A 17,964-nucleotide genomic window follows, 5' to 3' on the forward strand; every position below is an offset into this window, starting at 1 on the left:
CAGTCGCCGGCTGCGGCTCACAGGCCCATGTCCAGCGGCGCCGAGCGGTCGCGCCGCATCTCGTGGACGCGCACGCCGCCGATCCCGTGGAGCTCGACCTCCTCGCCGTCGGTGAGTGCGAATCCGCCGGGCAGCGCCTGGGACACGGCCGCGGCGGTCTCCGCATCGACCAGCACGACTCCCGGTCGCGCCACGGATTCCATGCGGGCCGCGAGGTTGACCGTGGGGCCGAACACATCTCCGTAGCGGGAGAACATCGATCCCCACGCCAGCCCCACCCGCACGGGCGGGAGGTCGGGCGAGGCGGTGATCGTCTCGGCGAGGCTGACCGCGATCTGGGCGCCGTCCTCGGGCGTGTCCGCGAGGAACATGATCTCGTCGCCCACCGTCTTGACCACGCGCCCGCCGCCCACGGAGATGAGATCCCGGCTCACCGATTCGAAGCGGCCGACCATGTCGGCCAGCTCGGCACCGGGCAGGTCCTGGGCGAGACGGGTGAACTGGACCAGATCCGCGAAGCCGATGGCCCGATGGAGCGGGAACAGCTCATCGGTGTCGCGATGCAGGACCTCGCTGCCGGCGCGTGCCGCGTAGGCGGCGAGCTGCCGGCGGAAGGTGAACATCACCTGAGACTCGAAGATCTCCAGCAGCTCCGGGATCGAATCGAGCATCTGCTGACGGGCCTGGGCGTCGTCGAGGCCGTCGGCGTACTTCGCCTCGTCCACGAGCGCCTCGGTGATCCACATCGCCAGCCGGCCCATATGGAAGCCCAGGCCGCGGGAGATGCTCGCGAAGGCTCGCTCGGTGATCACCCCCTCCTCGACGATGGCGGAGAGGTCGCCGATCGCATTGGCATCCTCCTCGGTGAACACGACCGTGTCCTCGTCCACGGGGGTGAAGCCCAGCGAGCGCCAGTACACGGAGGTGAGGCGTTCGGGGATGTCCTGCTGATCGGCGAGATCTCGGCGCGAGTACTTGCGCGGCCCCTGCAGCAGCACCTTCTCCAGGGCGCCGACGCTGCGGCGCACGGCGGCGAACCGCTTGTTGAGGTCGAGGATCTCCCGGTCGTCCAGCGAGGCCTGGCCGGACCCGGTCTCCGAAAGATCGGGCAGCTCCGCCGTCTCGACGGGAACGGACTCCACCGGGACGGCCTCCTGCGGCACCGGCGACGGCTCACGGGGAGCGGTGCTCCCCTCCTGGCCTGCGGCGCGCTCCAGGTCTTCCATGCCTCCGGTCACGTGACGTGCTCCTCCTGCTCGATGTCCTTCAAGTGCTTCATGAGGTCACGGGGACTGTCCGAGCCGCAGATGCCTCACATCTCCGACATCCACGGCCACCTGCCCGACTCCTTCACGGTCGACGACCAGCCTGCCGTGGTCGTCCACGGTCCGGGCGAGGCCGTACCAGGAGCTCGAACGCTCTCCCCCCGTGTCGAGATCCCCCAGAGGATCGACTCGCATGTGACGCCCCACTGTGAGGCACGTCATAGTGTAGCGGTCGCGGATCCCGGAGCGGACGCCGTCTCCCCCAGTGGACTCGAGGCGGTCGAGCTCCTGCGCGAGTGCCCTCACCAGCGCTCTCTCGAGCCGCTCCCGCAGCTCCTCATCCGGCAGGTCATCCGGCCGCCCTGCGTCGCCCGTCGGGCGCAGACCGCCCTCTCCCCGCAGCCAGGCGGCGCCGGGCACGACGGCGCCGTCCTGCTGACGCACCGGCCCACGCAGATTCAGTCCGATGCCCACTAGCACCGCCTGCGCACCCCGCCCCTCCACCAGGATCCCTCCGAGCTTCTGCCCGTCCGCCGTATGCAGATCATTGGGCCACTTGAGGCCGATCTCCTGCGTCGCCCGCAGACCGAGCACCTCGCCGAGGGCGGTGACCGCGGCCAGCCCGGCCGCCAGTGGGATCCAGCCGCGGTGGGCCGGCGCCAGTCCGCTGCGGTGGACGTAGGTGAGGGAGAGGCTCGACCCCTGGGGGCTCGCGAAGGCCCGGCCGAGACGTCCCCGGCCGGCCGTCTGGCGGCGGGCGGTGAGGGCGAAGGGCGGCTCCTGCCCGTCACGCAGCCGGCGCGCCGCCTCGTCCTGGGTCGAGGTGACCGTGCCGCGCCGCAGGATGACGGGTCCCGGTCCGGCAGGGCGCTGCACCGCTGCGGAGTCGCGGGATCCTGAGCTGTCGGGCTCTGCGGGGTCAGCCGTGCTCGTCATGCCGCTCCTCGTGCTGCCGCTCGTCCTGCTGTCCGGGGTGGACCTCGCCGATCGCCGAGCCGCGGCGGACGCTGGTGCCGTCGCGGCGTGAGCGACCGCCGTCGGACCTCTGTAGCGTAGTATCCCGATGTCCATCCGCCGGATCATTACGCGGCCTCGCAGGCCGCAGCAGGAGGCTCCGTGACCGACGCTCCGCGGCCGCTCACCACCGCCCAGCGACTCGAGGACCTGCGCGAGCGTGACGCCGCTGCGGTCGCCGCCGCCGATGAGCTCGCGGTCCAGAAGCAGCATGCCCGGGGCAAGAAGACCGCCCGGGAACGGATCTCCGATCTGCTGGACGATGGCTCCTTCGTCGAGACGGACCGCTTCGTGCGCCACCAGGCCAGCAGCTTCGGGATCGACGCCAAGCGGCCGGCCGGGGACGGCATCGTCACCGGCTACGGCACCATCGACGGCCGCCAGGTGTGCGTGTACTCACAGGACTTCACGGTCTTCGGCGGCTCCCTCGGCGAGGCCCACGGTCGCAAGATCCAGAAGATCCAGGACCTTGCACTGAGCACCGGGGTGCCCATCATCGGCATTCTCGACGGCGGCGGTGCCCGCATCCAGGAGGGCGTCGCCTCGCTCGCGATGTTCGCCGGGATCTTCAAGCGCAATACCCGCGCCTCCGGCGTGATCCCGCAGATCTCCCTGATCATGGGGCCGGCGGCCGGCGGTGCCGTGTACTCGCCGGCACTGACGGACATCATCGTGATGGTCGAGAAGACCTCCCACATGTTCATCACCGGGCCCGATGTGATCCGCACGGTCACCGGTGAGGACGTCGGCTTCGAGGAGCTCGGCGGTGCGCGCACCCATTCCTCCCGCTCCGGGGTCGCCCATTACATGGCGCCCGACGAGGCCGAGGCGATCGAGTACGTCAAGGACCTCCTCAGCTACCTCCCCGCCAACACGCTGAGCCCAGCCCCCTCCTTCCCGGTCCCCTTCGTGCAGGACCCCACCCCGGCGGACACCGCTCTGGATGCCCTGGTGCCGGATTCGCCGAACCAGCCGTACGACATGCTCACGGTGCTGCGGGCGGTGCTCGACGATGAGGAGTTCCTCGAAGTCCAGCCGCTGTTCGCACGCAACATCCTGGTGGGCTTCGGCCGCGTCGAGGGGCACAGCGTGGGCATCATCGCCAACCAGCCCTCGCATCTGGCGGGCACCCTGGACATCGACGCCTCCGAGAAGGCGGCACGATTCGTGCGGCTGTGCGACGCGAACAACATCCCGGTGCTGACCTTCGTGGACGTGCCCGGGTTCCTCCCCGGCACCGATCAGGAGTACGGCGGGATCATCCGTCGCGGCGCGAAGCTGCTGTACGCCTACGCCGAGGCGACCGTCCCGCTGATCACCGTGATCACCCGCAAGGCCTACGGCGGCGCCTACATCGTGATGGGCTCGAAGGAGCTCGGCGCGGACATCAACCTCGCCTGGCCCACTGCCCAGATCGCCGTGATGGGCTCCCAGGGGGCAGTGAACATCCTCCACCGGGGCGATCTGCGCCAGGTCGCCGAGCAGGGCGGGGACGTCGAGTCCGAGCGCAGACGCTTCGAAGCGGAGTACGACGAGCAGTTCGCCAACCCCTACACCGCTGCCGAGCGAGGGTGGATCGACGGCGTGATCCGCCCGGCCGACACCCGGGTGGAGGTGGCCCGCGCGCTGCGCGCGCTGCGCACCAAGCGGGACACCCTGCCCACCAAGAAGCACGGGAACATCCCGCTGTGACCGCTCCGCAGACCACGACGGGCCCCGCCAGCACGCCGCCGGTGCGGCCCTCCGACGTCCGACTCGTGCAGGGCTACCTCCGCGATGACGAGTTCGCCGCGATCGCGGTGGTGATCTCCGCGATGAGCGTCACCAGCCGGCTCGAGGCCGAGGAACGCACTCTCGCCGAGGGCCAGGGCGCCGGCGCTGGTGCATGGGCCGACCCCGTGCACTGCCATCCCCGGGCCCACGGCCTGAGAGGGCTGCCCTCTCCGTCGGCCTGGCAGTTCTCGGATCGCTGAACCGGCCGCGCTCCGCACTAGACTGCGGCGCATGCCCGAGCCTGCTGCTTCCGCCCCCGTGCGCACCGCCTCTGCCCTCGATCGCCTGGCCGACGAGTACGTCGAGCTGAGTGCCCGCCTGGATCCATTCCTCGCCACCTCGCTCGGCATCCCCGGCTACGACACCGAGGTCACCGACTACTCTCCGGCCGCGGTCGAGGAGCGCACCGAGGCCGCCCGGACCCTGTTGTCCCGCGTTGCCGAGCTCCCCGATCAGGACGCGGTGGACTCCGTCACCCGCGCCGCACTCACCGAGCGTCTGGGGCTCGAGCTCGAGCGCGCCGAGCAGCGGTTGGATATCGCGGCCGTCAACAATCTCGCGTCCCCGCTGCAGTCCCGCGATGTGCTCGATCAGATGCCCACCGAGACCGCCGCGGACTGGCACGTGATCGCCCAGCGCATGCAGGCGATGCCCCGCACGCTGAGCACCTGGGTCCAGTCGCTGCAGGAGGCCGCCGAGCACGGTGTGCTCTCCTCCCGCCGCCAGCTCCTGCTCGGCGCGGAGCAGGCTCGCGGCTATGCCGCTGAGGACGGTTTCTTCGCCGGCTTCGCCCGGGACGCCATGGGCGATGACGCCCAGCGCGCGCAGGTCACAGAGGCGGCGGGCGCCGCCGCGCGCGGCTATCTCGACCTCGCCGAGCAGCTTGAGGCGCTCGCCCCCCGCGCCCCGGAGCACGACGCCGTCGGGCGCGACGCCTATGCCCTGGCCTCCCGCACCTTCCTGGGGACCGACATCGACATCGACGAGACCTACGCCTGGGGCATCGAGGAGCTGCGCTCGGTGGTCGCCGAGCAGGAAGAGGTCGCGGAGCGCATCAACGCCCGCGCCGGGAATAGGGGCGGTCGCTCCGTCGACGCGGCCAAGGGCGCGCTGAACACCGACCCGGCCCGGATCCTGCACGGCACCGAGGAGCTGCGCAGCTGGATGCAGAACCTCAGTGACCGGGCGATCGAGGACCTCGCCGGCACCCACTTCGACATCCCGGAGCCGCTGCGTCGGCTGGAGTGCAGGATCGCCCGCACCGGCTCCGGCGGGATCTACTACACCGGCCCCAGCGAGGACCTCACCCGTCCTGGCCGGATGTGGTGGGACGTCCCGACCGGGACCACCGAGTTCCACACCTGGCTGGAGACCACGACCGTCTACCACGAGGGAGTCCCCGGACATCACCTGCAGGTAGGGACGCAGACCCTCCAGGCGAGCACGCTGAACCGCTGGCGCGCCCTGATGTGCTGGGTCTCCGGCCACGGGGAGGGCTGGGCCCTCTATGCCGAGCGGCTGATGGACCAGCTCGGCCATCTGTCCGATGACGGTGACCGGCTGGGAATGCTCGACGCGCAGCGCCTGCGCGCAGGCCGGGTGGTGCTGGACATCGGCCTGCACTGCGGGCTGCCGATGCCCGACGGACTCGCCGGCTCCGCAGGCGGTCCCTGGAGCGTCGAGAAGGCCTGGGATTTCATGAGCGCCCACTGGGGCGTGACCGAGGCCGAGCAGCGCTTCGAGCTCAACCGCTACCTGGGATGGCCCGGTCAGGCACCCTCCTACAAGGTGGGACAGCGGGTCTGGGAGCAGCTGCGGGCCGCGAGCACCGAGCCTGCCAGAGACTTCCACCGACGCGCCCTGCAACTGGGCAGCCTGCCCCTGTCCGTCCTCGAGGAGGCCCTGCGATGACCCACCCTGACCGCACGCCCGGCATCGATCCTGAGATTGCGCCCGACCATGACCCGTTGCTGCTGCTCGCCTCCGCCTCAGCAGGACGGCGCGCCACCCTCCGCGCGGCCCGTATCGAGCACTCCGCGATGCCGGTCGACCTCGACGAGGACGCGATCCTCGCCGCCGCTCGCGCACGCGCCTCCGACTCCGGGGATCCCGGCGATCTGCTCACTGCGGAGGAGGAGGTGCTGCTGCTGGCCCGGGAGAAGGCCCTCGCAGCCACCGCCCGCAGCGAAGGCGGCTATGTGGTGCTGGGCTGCGACTCGATGCTCGAGCTGGACGGCGAGATGATCGGCAAGCCTCTGACCGCTGAGCGTGCCCGAGAGCGCTGGCTGTCCATGCGCGGGCGCACCGCTGTGCTCCACTCCGGGCACTGGATCGTGGATGATCGCGACGAGGAGGACGGCGGCACGGGCGCGACCTTCGGCGCGTCGGCGAGCTGCCAGATCACCTTCGCTCAGCTCAGCGACGACGAGATCGACGCCTATGTGGCCACCGGTGAACCCCTCGAGGTGGCTGGCGGCTTCACCATCGACGGGCTGGGAGGCCCCTTCGTCGAGCGCGTCGACGGCGACCCGCATGCCGTCGTCGGCCTCTCCCTGCCGCTGCTGCGCACGATGCTCAACGACATCGGCCTGGGCATCCACCAGCTGTGGGCTCAGATCCCTGCCGATGGCCCCGTGGGCCCTGGCACCACCTGAGCGCCCGCAGTACTAGACTCGGCCTCTGCTGACTCCCGGAAGGAACCCCCGCCAATGCCCGCACGCTCCTCCAAGCTCCGCCCCCTGTCCACGGTGCTCATCGCCAACCGTGGAGAGATCGCGGTGCGGGTCGCTCGAGCCTGCCGGGACGCCGGAATCCGCTCCGTCGCCGTCTACGCCGACCCGGATCGCGACGCCCTGCACACGCAGATCGCCGACGAGGCCTACGCGCTGGGCGGCAGCACTGCCGCCAGCTCCTACCTGGTCGTCGACAAGATCCTGGACATCGCGAAGCGCTCCGGCGCCGACGCGATCCACCCCGGCTACGGCTTCCTCTCCGAGCGCGCCGATTTCGCCCAGGCGGTCATCGACGCCGGACTGACCTGGATCGGCCCGCCCCCCTCCGCCATCGAGAAGCTCGGCGACAAGGTCTCCGCCCGGCACATCGCGCAGAAGGCTGGCGCTCCGCTGGTCGCCGGCACCAAGGACCCGGTGCAGAACTCCGACGAAGTGGTCGACTTCGCCCGCGAGCACGGCCTGCCGATCGCGATCAAAGCGGCGTTCGGCGGCGGCGGCCGCGGCCTGAAGGTCGCCCGTGAGGAGTCCGAGGTGCGGGAGCTGTTCGACTCGGCAGTGCGTGAAGCCGTCTCCGCCTTCGGTCGCGGCGAGTGCTTCGTCGAACGCTTCCTCGATTCGCCCCGCCACGTCGAGACCCAGTGCCTGGCGGACATGCACGGCAACGTCCAGGTGGTCTCCACCCGTGACTGCTCGCTGCAGCGCCGCCACCAGAAGCTGGTCGAGGAGGCCCCCGCGCCCTTCCTCACCCCGCAGCAGAACGCCCAGCTGGTCTCCTCCTCGAAGGCGATCATGCGGGAGGCGGGCTACGTCGGCGCCGGCACCTGCGAATTCCTGGTCGGCAAGGACGGCACCATCTCCTTCCTCGAGGTCAACACCCGGCTCCAGGTCGAGCATCCGGTGACCGAGGAGATCGCGGGCGTGGACCTGGTGCGCGAACAGCTGCGCATCGCCGCCGGCGAGCGCATCAGCGACCAGGACCCCGTCGTGCGCGGCCATTCCTTCGAGTTCCGGATCAACGGCGAGGACCCGGGCCGCGGCTTCATGCCCGCCCCCGGGCGGATCCAGCGCTTCGACGCGCCCTCGGGCCCGGGCGTCCGGGTCGAGACGGGGGTCCGCGCCGGGGACGAGATCTCCGGTGCCTTCGACTCCATGCTGGCGAAGCTGATCATCACCGGTGCCACCCGCCAGGAGGCGCTCGAACGCTCCCGCAGGGCGCTCGCCGAGTTCACGATCGAAGGCATTCCTACAGTGCTCCCCTTCCACCGCAGGGTGGTCGAGGACCCGGCCTTCGCGCCGGAGGATCCTGAGCAGGCCTTCTCCGTGCACACCACGTGGATCGAGTCTGCCTTCGACAACGATCTGCCGGCCGCGCCGCTGCCCTCTCAGCCGGAGGAGGCGGAGGATCGCGAAGCCGTGGTCATCGAGGTCGACGGTCGTCGGGTCGAGATCAGCCTTCCGGCCTCGCTGCGCGCGCCGCAGGCGGCAGTGCGCCAGCGCCGCAAGCGTCAGCACCGGGCCTCCGGTGAGGGCGCGGCCGCTGGCGGTAACAGCGTCGCCGCACCGATGCAGGGGACGATCGTGAAGGTCCTCGCCGAGGAGGGGCAGTCCGTCTCCGACGGCGATCTGCTCGTGGTGCTCGAGGCGATGAAGATGGAGCAGCCCATCACCGCGCACCGCTCCGGGGTCATCAAGGGTCTGAACGCCGAGGTCGGCGCGACCGTCTCGGCCGGTGCCGTGCTCTGCCAGATCGACGACTGATCAGCGGTTGATCAGCAGTCCGCGGGCTGCCTGACGACGCCTGTCTCCAGCTGGCACCGCCAGCTCCGTCACCCGCTCATCCCTCCGCGTCGAGCACCTGCTGCCTGGCCACCTCGGCCAGGGACCCGGTGAGCGAGGGATAGATGGTGAACGTGCCGGCGATCTGCTCGGCGGTGAGTCGATGGGCGACCGCGAGGGTGTAGGGCAGGATCAGCTCGCTCGCGCGGGGCGCGACGACCACCGCACCGATCACGGTGTGGGAACCGGGGCGCACGATCAGCTTCACGAAGCCCTCGGTAATCCCCTGCATCTTCGCGCGCGGGTTGGTGTCCAGTCCCAGCACCAGCACCTCGCCCGCCGTCTCGCCGCTGAGCACCTCCTGCTCGCTGACCCCGACCACGGCGATCTCGGGGCTCGTGAAGATCGCCGAGGAGACGTGAGTCGCGATCAGCGGGGAGACCGCATCCCCGAGGGCGTGGTGCATCGCGATCCGGCCCTGCATCGCGGCGACGGAGGCGAGCGGGTACACCCCGGTGCAGTCCCCGGCGGCGTAGATCCCCCGCACTGAGGTGCGTGAGACGCGGTCGGTCTCGATGTGGCCGGAGTCCTTCACCCGCACCCCGGCTGTCCACAGCCCCAGGTCCGCGGTCCACGGGATTCCCCCGAGGGCCATCAGCACGTGGCTGCCGGCGATCTCCTCGCCCGAGGTGAGGGTCACCACCACGCCCTCCTCGCTGCGCCGGGCGGTGGCGGCGCGGGAGCGTGAGCGCACGGTGACGCCGCGACGTCCGAAAGCGTCCTCGAGCACGTCTGCGGCATCCGTATCGCTGCCGGGCAGCACCTTCTCGCGAGAGGAGACCAGGGTGACCTCGCTGCCGAGCGCCCGGTAGGCGCTGGCGAACTCGGCGCCGGTGACTCCGGAACCCACCACGATCAGGTGCGCGGGCAGGCAGTCCAGCGCGTACAGCTGAGTCCAGTTCAGAATCCGCTCTCCGTCGCACGGGGCGCTGTCCAGTTCCCGCGGACGGGCGCCGACGGCCAGCAGGATCACCTCGGCCTCATGCTGGGCGATCCGCTGCCCGCCAGGGTCGAGGACCTCGATCCGGTCCGGTCCGTCCAGGCGGCCACGTCCCTCGATGATCTGCACCCCTGCCTCCTGCAGGCTCGTGCGGATGTCGGAGGACTGCGCCGTGGCGAGCTCGCGGACCCGCTGATTGACGGCCGCGAGGTCGACGTTCAGGGTGTGGGCGGTGGGCGCAGAACCGGTATCGGCGTCACGGATGCCCAGCTGCTGGGAACCGGCGACCTGGTCCAGGACGTCGGCGGTGGCGATGAGGGTCTTGGACGGCACCACATCGGTGAGAACAGCAGCACCGCCGATGCCACGCTCCTCGATCAGAAGGGTCTCGGCACCGTGCCGGGCGGCGGTGAGGGCCGCCTCATAGCCGCCGGGACCGCCGCCGATGATCACCACCCGGGGCCGTCCACCGGTGTCGGGGAGCCGTCGAGGGTCGGAAGGCAGGGCGGTGCTGGGATCACTCACCCCGCCATTGTGGCAAAGACAGGGCCGGTCAGGGATCGGTTCGGGAGCAACCGAGCAATGGATCACCGGAACCCGGCATTGTGCAACCGTGTCTCGCCACCGGGACCGGTGGCGGTGCCCCGCCAGCCCCTCCACTGCGCTACCTTCTGTCCATGACTGCTTCCGCATCCGATCCGTATCAGCTCGCCCGCGACGCCGCCGCCGCCATCGCGGAGGCCAGCGGGGTTCCCGCCCACGATCTCGCCCTGGTGCTCGGCTCCGGCTGGGCCGAGGCCGCCGATCTGCTCGGCGAGACCGTCTGGCAGGGCGACGCGACCACCATCCCCGGATTCCGGCCACCCGCGGTCGCCGGCCACGTCGGCACCCTGCGTTCGGTCCGCGTCGACGGCACCGGGGCACGCGCGCTCGTGCTCGGAGCGCGCACCCATTTCTACGAGGGTGCGGGGGTGGACGCCGTGGTCCACGGGGTCCGCACCGCGGCCGCGACCGGCGCACGCACCATGGTGCTGACCAACGGCTGCGGCGGCATCGATCCGACCTGGACCCCCGGCACACCGGTGCTGATCCGCGACCAGATCAACTTCACGGGCGCCACTCCCCTGGTGGGCGCGAACTTCGTGGATCTCACCGATCTGTACACCCCTGCGCTGCGGGAGCTCGCCCGAGAGGTCGACGAGAGCCTCGCAGAGGGCGTGTACATGCAGTTCTCCGGTCCCAGCTACGAAACTCCGGCGGAGGTGCAGATGGCCAAGGCCGTGGGCGCGAACCTGGTGGGCATGTCCACCGCGCTCGAGGCGATCGCCGTGCGCGAGGCGGGCATGGATCTGCTGGGGATCTCCCTGGTCACCAACCTCGCCGCCGGGATCAGCGGTGAGGCCCTGAGCCACCAGGAGGTGCTCGAGGCGGGCCGCGACGCCGGTCCGCGCATCTCGCGGCTGCTGGCGGAGACGGTCCGCCGGATCACCGGTGCCGCGGGCACGGCCAGCGCTGCGCACGGTTCCGGCGGCGTGGCATGACCCTCGAGGCCGGGCTGCGTCTGCGCGCCACGGAATGGATCCAGGATGATCCCGACCCTGCGGCCCGCGCAGCGCTCACGAGCCTGCTGGAGCAGGCAGAGGCCGGCAGCGAGGCGGCGCACGATGAGCTCGTCGACGCCTTCGCCGCGGACCTCCAGTTCGGCACCGCCGGACTGCGAGGGCGGATGGCGCCGGGCCCGAACCGGATGAATCTCGCCGTGGTCTCCCGTGCGGCCCGCGGGCTCGCCGCCCACCTGCTCGAAGATCTCCAGCTGTCGGAGCCGCTGGTGGTCATCGGCTTCGATGCCCGGTACAACTCCGAGGATTTCGCCCGCCGCTCCGCGGCGATCATGGTCGCCGCCGGCTGCCGAGTGCAGCTGCTGGAGCGCTTCGGACCCACCCCGCTGGTGGCCTTCGGGGTACGGCAGCTGGAGGCCGACGCCGGCATCGTGGTCACCGCCTCCCACAATCCTCCGGCGGACAACGGCTACAAGGTCTACCTCGGCGGGCGCGCCGCCGAGCCCGACGGCCGCGGCGTGCAGATCGTGCCGCCGTCGGATGCCCTGATCGCCGCCCGCATCGCCGCGGTCGGCCCCGTGCAGGGGATCCCTGTCGCCGAGTCCGGCTGGGAGCTGCTGGGCGAGCAGCTGCGCGAGGACTATCTCGCAGCGATCTGCGCGCTCCCCGCGGAAGGCGGGCCTCGCGAGGTGCGGATCGTGCACACGGCGATGCACGGGGTGGGCACCGAGATCGCACTGGCGGCCCTGCATCGCACCGGGTTCACGGACGTGCATCCGGTCGCGAAGCAGGCCGATCCCGACCCCGACTTCCCCACCGTCGCCTTCCCGAACCCCGAGGAGCCCGGCGCGATCGACCTCGCGCTCGAGCTCGCCCGCACCCTCGAGGCCGACGTGGTGATCGCCAATGATCCCGACGCCGACCGCTGCGCCGCCGCGGTGCTCGATCCCCACCTGGACGACTGGCGGATGCTGACCGGCGACGAGCTGGGCGTGCTGCTCGGGGACCACCTGGTCCGCCGGCACGGCTACCGCGGCGTGCTGGCCCGCTCGATCGTCTCCAGCCGGTGGCTGAGCCGGGTCGCCGAGGACGCTGGCCTGGAGGCCGCGGCCACCCTGACCGGGTTCAAATGGATCACCCGCGCCCCCGGGATCGCCTTCGGCTATGAGGAGGCGATCGGGTACTGCGTGCTGCCGGAGGTGGTGCGCGACAAGGACGGGCTCTCCGCAGCGCTGATGGTCGCCGAGATGGCGGCGCTCGCGAAGGCCGAGGGCACCACGCTGATCGGGCGGCTCGACCAGCTCGCCATGGAGCATGGCCTCTACTCGACCGCGCAGCTGTCGATCCGGGTCGAGGACCTGTCGCTGATCGGCGTGATGATGGAGCGTCTGCGGGCGGCTCCGCCCACGGCGCTGCTGGGCTCACCGGTGCTGACGACGCAGGACCTCTCCGAGGGGTCCTCGGAGACCACCGGGCTCCCGCCGACGGAGGGCGTGCTGCTGCTCAGCGAGGACGACACCCGAGTGGTGGTGCGGCCTTCCGGGACCGAGCCGAAGCTCAAGTGCTATCTCGAGCTGGTCACGACGTTGCCCGACGGCGCCTCCGGCGCGGAGATCGGAGGGATCCGACGCCGGGCCGGGGAGCGGCTGGAGCAGCTGAAGGACGAGCTGCGCCGGGTGCTCGGGGCCGCCTGAGCCGGCTCCGGCGCGGGCTCGGAACTCGCGCCCGGACTCCGCACTCAGGCCCGGATTCCGCACTCAGGCCCGGGCGCCGCATTCAGCCCCGGGCTCTGCGACGCGAGCCGGCGAAGACGGTGGCGAGCACCGCGATCAGCAGCGAGCTGGCCGTGATCACGCCCGCGAGCACCAGCAGCCAGCCGACGGGGATGCCCATCACGGCGACGACCTTCGTGGTGGTGTTGGTGGGGATCACGTCCTCCGCCTCCGGATCGGGGGTGAAGGTGAAGTCGGTGGTGAAGGAGTCCGGTGCCCCGCGCACCTCGAACTCGGTCACCATGCGGTATGCCGTCGGGCGCTCCTGGCTCTGCGCCGCGTTGCCGAGGTCCTCCCCTGCCAGTTCCCGCAGGGTCGCATCGGACCAGGTCCAGTCATTGCTCGTGGGCGAGCCGATCCAGGGCCGGTCCACCTCCTGCTGCGCCGCGGAGGGGTCGGAGCGGCGTACGGCCGTCTCGCCGAGCACGAAGAGGTGCACGGTCTGGGCGGTCTCGGCCGCCTGGGAGAAGCGCATCGGGTAGATTAGCTCCTCGGTCGGGAAGTCGAACCGCAGGGGCTCCACATCGCCGCTGAGCACGGCGTCGGCCGCATAGCGGACCGCGGTGAAGGTCCATCCGTCCGCTGAGTAGGGATCGATCAGGGCCGAGAGGTCCTCGGACAGGGCATAGCCGTTGTCCGTGAGCCAGTTGCGCACCCCGTCGGCCTCTCCGCCGAGCACCGCCACCTCGTAGTCGCCGATCCGCTCCTGGGAATGGACGGTGGGCTGTGCACCTTCGGTCACGCCGGCACCAGGTGCGCCACCGTCTGCCCCCGCGCCGAAGGGGCTCTCGCCCCAGAAGTCGTACTCGACCACCTCACGAGGTGCCGTCGCGACCGTCATCTCGCGCAGGGTCCCGGACTGGGCGGCGCTGACCTCCGGCACCGCCGGGGTGGGCATCAGCAAGGTCGAGCCGACGCGCTCGGCATCGAGCGCGAGGCCCATCACGATCGTCTCCACGCCGTCGCGCAGGGAGAGCACCGCGGTCTCCTTCATGACGTTCGCCCCGTCGGGCCGGTCCGCCGGATCGACGAAACCGCCGCAGGCGCAGGCCGCGGCCGGGGACGCAGCCCCCAGGACCAGCTGCGCCAGGAGCAGGGCGCCCGCGAGCAGACCGCAGAACCAGCGGCGGAAGGTCCGGTCGGTCGCGAGCGCCGAGCCCATCCCTCAGTACCCCGACCCGGTGCCGCCCTCGAGGATCGCCCTCGAGGAGGACAGCCCCAGCCGACTGGCGCCGGCGGCGACCATCGCCTCGGCGGCCTCGCGGGTGCGGATCCCGCCGGAGGCCTTGACACCCAGCCGATCGCCGACGGTGCTGCGCATGAGCTGCACGGCGTGCTCGGTGGCACCCCCGGCGGGATGGAAGCCGGTGGAGGTCTTCACGAAGTCGGCGCCGGCGCGCTCGGCGGCCTCGCAGACCGCGACGATCTGCTCGTCGGTGAGGGCGGCGGACTCGATGATCACCTTGAGCACCACCGGTGCCGGAGCAGCCTCGCGCACGGCGCGGATCTCCTGCTCGACGGCAGCGAAGTCGCCCGCCCGGGCGAGTCCGACGTTGATCACCATGTCGACCTCGTCGGCGCCCTTCGCCGCGGAGTCGGCGGCCTCGGCGGCCTTGATGGAGGGGGCGTGCTGCCCCGAGGGGAATCCGCACACGGTGGCGACCTTGACCGTGGTCTCGAGCGGGAGCATCGAGGGAGAGACGCAGAGGGAGTAGGTGCCCAGCTCCTCCGCCTCGCGCAGCAGCGCGGCGACGTCCGCGGCAGTGGCCTCGGGCTTGAGCAGGGTGTGGTCGATGAGACCGGCGAGGGTCGAGTTGTCGATGTTGGTCATGCGCTGATCTTGGCAGAACACCCCTGCCCGCCGCATCCGCGACAGCGACGATCCGGTCACGATGGGCCGATCTCGAGGTGTTCCGGCGCGGCCTCGCGAGCGGATCCGATGACATCGGATCTGGTCACGATGAGGCAGGTTCTCTGCGGTCTGGACACCGACGGGCCTCTAGACTGGCGCGCTGTGACTGCCTCTGGTTCTCGTTCCCGCCCGCCCCGGCGCATCGTCCTGCTCGCCGGTCCCTCGGGCAGCGGGAAGGGTGAGCTCTCGCGCCGCTCCGGACTGCCTGTGCTCGCGCTGGACGAGTTCTACCACGACCTCGACGAGCCTGGTCTGCCGCGCCGCTACGGCATCGTGGACTGGGACGATCCGGCATCGTGGAACGGCGGGGCCGCGCTCGAGGCGCTCACGGCCCTCGCCCACGAGGGCAGCACCGAGGTGCCCGTCTACTCGATCGCCGCCTCGCGCCGCCTGGACACGCGCCAGCTCGACGTCGGAGAGGCCCCGCTGATCATCGCCGAAGGCATCTTCGCAGCGGAGCTCCTCGGACCGCTGGCGGCGGCGGGGCTGCTGGCCGATGCGCTGGTGCTGCAGCGTCCCACCCCGGTGGTGTTCGCGCTGCGCCTGACACGGGACCTGCGGGAGCGGCGCAAGCCTCCGCACACGCTGCTGCGGCGCGGCTGGTCGCTGGCCCGTGAGCAGCGCAGCGACATCGCCCGCTGGAAAGCCGCGGGGATGCGCCCCGAGGGGCTCCACCGCGGCACCCGCTGGCTCCGCCGCCTCACCGCCTGCGCCGAGGCGGAGCAGCATCTACATACCAGCGACCCCCGCACCGAGATCCTGCGGATCACCGCGGTCTGCTTCCTGCGCGAGGGTGAGGAGGGCCCGGAGCTGCTCGCGGTGCGCAAACGAGGCACCGGCTCGTATATGCAGGTCGGTGGCAAGCTCGAGGTGGGCGAGTCGGCCCTCGACGCTGCGATGCGGGAGGTGCATGAGGAGTTGGGCGTGCAGCTCGCCGAGACTGATCTGGAGCTGCTGGGCGACTTCGAGGCGCTCGCGGCCAATGAGCCGAACACGACGGTCCACTCCACCGTCTGGACCACTCGCGTGCGCCTCCCGCAGCCGCTCACGGTACGCGCCGAGCTCGCCGATCACCGCTGGGTGAGCATCGCGGAGCCGGGGACCGGGGCTCGCCTGGCCCCGCTGATGGTCCAGCACATCCTGCCCGCCCTGCGCACTGCGCACAACGGGCGTCGCGGCTGAGCTCCCGATGCGAGACGGCGCTGCGGCTCCCTGAGGAGCTGCAGCGCCGTCTCCTGCCGAAGCTGTCGCTCAGGCGATGCGATCCTTCACGATCCTCCGTGCCGGAACAGCCGTGCCGGAAGCGGCGAGGGTCCAGGAACCGGTGAGCGATTCGAGAGCGCGCGGCATCCGCTCTGCGGTGTCGGTGTGCAGGCGGGCGAGGACGTCCCCGGCCTTCACCTCCTCGCCGATATGCGCGGCGATCTCCACCCCGGCCGCCGCCTGCACGGCCTCGCCCGGGCGGGAGCGGCCGGCGCCGAGCCGCCACGCGGCGACGCCCACACCCATCGCGTCGAGCCCGGTGACCACGCCATCCTCGGTGGCCCGGAGCTCCTCGATGTGCTTCGCAACGGGCAGCGGTGCGTCGACGTCCCCGCCCTGAGCGGAGATCATCGCGCGCCAGGAGTCCATCGCTCGGCCATCGGCGAGCGCAGCCTCCACGTCGGGATCATGCACGCCGGCGGCCTCGAGCATCTCGCGAGCCAGGGCGCAGGTCAGCTCGACCACGTCGGCAGGTCCGCCGCCGGCGAGCACCTCGAGGGACTCGCGCACCTCGAGGCCGTTGCCCGCGGTGCGGCCCAGCGGCGCGGACATGTCCGTCAGCAGGGCGACGGTGCGCACCCCGGCGTCGGTGCCGAGCGCGACCATGGTGCGAGCGAGCTCGCGGGCGTCGGCCTCGTCCTTCATGAAGGCGCCGGCGCCGGTCTTGACATCCAGGGTGAGCGCCGCGGTGCCCTCGGCGATCTTCTTGGACATGATCGAGGAGGCGATCAGCGGGATCGCCTCGACGGTGCCGGTGACGTCGCGCAGGGCGTAGAGCTTCTTGTCCGCCGGGGCGAGGCCCGAGCCGGCCGCACAGATGACCGCGCCCACGTCCTCGAGCTGGCGCATCATCTGCTCGTTGCTGAGGTCCGCACGCCAGCCCGGGATCGCCTCGAGCTTGTCCAGGGTGCCGCCGGTGTGGCCGAGCCCGCGCCCGGACAGCTGCGGCACCGCGACCCCGTAGGAAGCGACCAGGGGTGCCAGCGGCAGGGTGATCTTGTCCCCCACCCCGCCGGTGGAGTGCTTGTCGGTGGTGGGCTTCGAGAGCGCGGCGAAGTCCATCCGCTCGCCGCTGGCGATCATCGCGTGCGTCCAGCGGGCGATCTCTGCGCGCTCCATGCCGCGCAGGAAGATCGCCATCGCGAGCGCCGCCATCTGCTCCTCGGCGACCACGCCGCGGGTGTAGGCGTCGACCACCCAGTCGATCTGTCCGTCCTCGAGACGGCCGCCATCTCGCTTGGTGTGGATCACGTCGACGACGTCGAAGGGCTCGACGGCCCGTTTCCCGGGCCGCTCTGCGGGATTCGCTGCGGGGTTCTGGGTCATGGGTGCTCCTCGGGTCGGGGCGGGTGCCGCACTGCTTGCGTCTGCAACCGCGCTGCGGTGTTCAGGGGTGCGTCGGTTCTGGTCAGGGACGGCGAGTCAGGGAAGGAGATCAGCAGGTCCGAAGGCCTGGGGCAGTACGGCGTCCATTCCGCGCGGTCCCTCGGGGGTGAGGATCACGAGGTCGGGTGCCGCATGTTCCGAGAGCAGCTGGCGGCAGCGGCCGCACGGCATCACCACGACGCGCTCCTCGCGGGTGAGCTGCTCGTCGCCGCCGACGCAGACGAAACGGCGCAGCTTTCCGCCGCCGCCGGCGATCAGCTCGCTGATCATTCCGCACTCCGCGCAGAGGGTGACGCCGTAGCCGGCGTTCTCGACGTTGCAGCCGCGCACCAGGCGGCCATCCTCGGTGAGACCGGCCGCCCCCACTCGGAAGTGGGAGTACGGGGTGTAGGCGCGCTCGGCGATGGCCCGGGCCACGGCGAGCAGGTCGTCGAACTCGACGTCGTCGGGAATGGTTCGGTCCTGGTCAGAGATCCCGCCCGCTGCGGGCTCGCTGGTGCTCATGCTGTCGA

15 protein-coding genes are annotated in these 17,964 nt (G+C 71.2%); 8 read left to right on the plus strand and 7 right to left on the minus strand.

Going from position 1 to position 17,964, the window contains the following annotated elements; all coding sequences use genetic code 11:
- Positions 1-17 precede the first annotated feature (17 nt).
- Both ACT3T9_RS15540 and ACT3T9_RS15545 read right to left on the minus strand, forming a co-directional pair.
- Positions 18-1,238, minus strand: coding sequence for an adenylate/guanylate cyclase domain-containing protein (locus ACT3T9_RS15540; protein WP_444606976.1), 1,221 nt, complete (start codon positions 1,236-1,238; stop codon positions 18-20).
- Between the two features lie 45 nt (positions 1,239-1,283).
- A complete protein-coding gene (locus tag ACT3T9_RS15545) occupies positions 1,284-2,201 on the minus strand; it encodes a biotin--[acetyl-CoA-carboxylase] ligase (protein WP_444606977.1) in 918 nt (305 codons plus the stop codon).
- 180 nt (positions 2,202-2,381) lie between these two features.
- Here ACT3T9_RS15545 and ACT3T9_RS15550 point away from each other — a divergent pair, with 180 nt between their 5' ends.
- From ACT3T9_RS15550 to ACT3T9_RS15570, 5 genes are read left to right on the plus strand one after another with little or no spacing between them, the layout of a single operon-like run.
- Positions 2,382-3,971, plus strand: coding sequence for an acyl-CoA carboxylase subunit beta (locus ACT3T9_RS15550; protein ID WP_444606978.1), 1,590 nt, complete (start codon positions 2,382-2,384; stop codon positions 3,969-3,971).
- Positions 3,968-4,252 carry a hypothetical protein gene (locus ACT3T9_RS15555; protein WP_444606979.1) on the plus strand — a complete coding sequence of 95 codons (285 nt, stop codon included), beginning with the start codon at positions 3,968-3,970 and terminating at the stop codon, positions 4,250-4,252. Before ACT3T9_RS15550 ends, ACT3T9_RS15555 begins: the two co-directional genes overlap by 4 nt.
- A 31-nt stretch (positions 4,253-4,283) precedes the next feature.
- Positions 4,284-5,963 carry a DUF885 domain-containing protein gene (locus tag ACT3T9_RS15560; protein WP_444606980.1) on the plus strand — a complete coding sequence of 560 codons (1,680 nt, stop codon included), beginning with the start codon at positions 4,284-4,286 and terminating at the stop codon, positions 5,961-5,963.
- Complete coding sequence (locus tag ACT3T9_RS15565) at positions 5,960-6,706, plus strand: Maf family protein (RefSeq protein WP_444606981.1); 747 nt, start codon at positions 5,960-5,962, stop codon at positions 6,704-6,706. The genes ACT3T9_RS15560 and ACT3T9_RS15565 overlap by 4 nt, the downstream gene beginning before the upstream one ends.
- Before the next feature lie 54 nt (positions 6,707-6,760).
- The gene (locus ACT3T9_RS15570; protein WP_444606982.1) at positions 6,761-8,542 is read left to right on the plus strand and encodes an acetyl/propionyl/methylcrotonyl-CoA carboxylase subunit alpha; all 1,782 of its coding nucleotides are present in this window, start codon (positions 6,761-6,763) and stop codon (positions 8,540-8,542) included.
- A gap of 76 nt (positions 8,543-8,618) precedes the next feature.
- Here the strand turns inward: ACT3T9_RS15570 and ACT3T9_RS15575 are convergent, their stop codons facing one another.
- On the minus strand, positions 8,619-10,085 hold the full coding sequence (locus tag ACT3T9_RS15575; RefSeq protein ID WP_444606983.1) for an NAD(P)H-quinone dehydrogenase: 1,467 nt from the start codon (positions 10,083-10,085) through the stop codon (positions 8,619-8,621).
- Between the two features lie 152 nt (positions 10,086-10,237).
- On the opposite strand from ACT3T9_RS15575, the gene ACT3T9_RS15580 reads away from it, so the two are divergent.
- A complete protein-coding gene (locus tag ACT3T9_RS15580; protein ID WP_444606984.1) occupies positions 10,238-11,101 on the plus strand; it encodes a purine-nucleoside phosphorylase in 864 nt (287 codons plus the stop codon).
- The gene (locus tag ACT3T9_RS15585; protein WP_444606985.1) at positions 11,098-12,813 is read left to right on the plus strand and encodes a phospho-sugar mutase; all 1,716 of its coding nucleotides are present in this window, start codon (positions 11,098-11,100) and stop codon (positions 12,811-12,813) included. Before ACT3T9_RS15580 ends, ACT3T9_RS15585 begins: the two co-directional genes overlap by 4 nt.
- A gap of 82 nt (positions 12,814-12,895) precedes the next feature.
- On the opposite strand, the gene ACT3T9_RS15590 is transcribed toward ACT3T9_RS15585, so the two are convergent.
- Positions 12,896-14,053, minus strand: a complete 1,158-nt coding sequence (locus ACT3T9_RS15590; RefSeq protein ID WP_444606986.1) for a DUF2330 domain-containing protein — start codon at positions 14,051-14,053, stop codon at positions 12,896-12,898.
- 3 nt (positions 14,054-14,056) lie between these two features.
- Positions 14,057-14,722, minus strand: coding sequence for a deoxyribose-phosphate aldolase (gene deoC / locus ACT3T9_RS15595; RefSeq protein ID WP_444606987.1), 666 nt, complete (start codon positions 14,720-14,722; stop codon positions 14,057-14,059).
- A gap of 183 nt (positions 14,723-14,905) precedes the next feature.
- Between deoC and ACT3T9_RS15600 the strand changes: the two genes are divergently transcribed.
- Positions 14,906-15,985: an NUDIX domain-containing protein gene (locus ACT3T9_RS15600; RefSeq protein ID WP_444606988.1), complete on the plus strand. Its 1,080-nt coding sequence runs from the start codon at positions 14,906-14,908 to the stop codon at positions 15,983-15,985.
- 69 nt (positions 15,986-16,054) lie between these two features.
- On the opposite strand, the gene ACT3T9_RS15605 is transcribed toward ACT3T9_RS15600, so the two are convergent.
- Both ACT3T9_RS15605 and ACT3T9_RS15610 read right to left on the minus strand, forming a co-directional pair.
- On the minus strand, positions 16,055-17,392 hold the full coding sequence (locus tag ACT3T9_RS15605) for a thymidine phosphorylase (protein ID WP_444606989.1): 1,338 nt from the start codon (positions 17,390-17,392) through the stop codon (positions 16,055-16,057).
- A 96-nt stretch (positions 17,393-17,488) separates the two neighbouring features.
- Entirely contained in the window at positions 17,489-17,956 is a 468-nt protein-coding gene (locus ACT3T9_RS15610; RefSeq protein ID WP_444606990.1) for a cytidine deaminase, read from the minus strand.
- Positions 17,957-17,964: the final 8 nt, after the last annotated feature.

The organism is Brachybacterium sp. AOP29-B2-41 (assembly GCF_052378395.1).
Lineage (GTDB): Bacteria > Actinomycetota > Actinomycetes > Actinomycetales > Dermabacteraceae > Brachybacterium.

What these genes read in the sequence shown, in the direction of transcription:
- ACT3T9_RS15545 (WP_444606977.1), bottom strand. Translation starts at nt 2,201, where the DNA reads ATGACGAGCACGGCTGACCCCGCAGAGCCCGACAGCTCAGGATCCCGC.
- ACT3T9_RS15560 (WP_444606980.1), top strand. Translation starts at nt 4,284, where the DNA reads ATGCCCGAGCCTGCTGCTTCCGCCCCCGTGCGCACCGCCTCTGCCCTC.
- ACT3T9_RS15565 (WP_444606981.1), top strand. Translation starts at nt 5,960, where the DNA reads ATGACCCACCCTGACCGCACGCCCGGCATCGATCCTGAGATTGCGCCC.
- ACT3T9_RS15570 (WP_444606982.1), top strand. Translation starts at nt 6,761, where the DNA reads ATGCCCGCACGCTCCTCCAAGCTCCGCCCCCTGTCCACGGTGCTCATC.
- ACT3T9_RS15580 (WP_444606984.1), top strand. Translation starts at nt 10,238, where the DNA reads ATGACTGCTTCCGCATCCGATCCGTATCAGCTCGCCCGCGACGCCGCC.
- ACT3T9_RS15585 (WP_444606985.1), top strand. Translation starts at nt 11,098, where the DNA reads ATGACCCTCGAGGCCGGGCTGCGTCTGCGCGCCACGGAATGGATCCAG.
- ACT3T9_RS15590 (WP_444606986.1), bottom strand. Translation starts at nt 14,053, where the DNA reads ATGGGCTCGGCGCTCGCGACCGACCGGACCTTCCGCCGCTGGTTCTGC.
- deoC (WP_444606987.1), bottom strand. Translation starts at nt 14,722, where the DNA reads ATGACCAACATCGACAACTCGACCCTCGCCGGTCTCATCGACCACACC.
- ACT3T9_RS15605 (WP_444606989.1), bottom strand. Translation starts at nt 17,392, where the DNA reads ATGACCCAGAACCCCGCAGCGAATCCCGCAGAGCGGCCCGGGAAACGG.
- ACT3T9_RS15610 (WP_444606990.1), bottom strand. Translation starts at nt 17,956, where the DNA reads ATGAGCACCAGCGAGCCCGCAGCGGGCGGGATCTCTGACCAGGACCGA.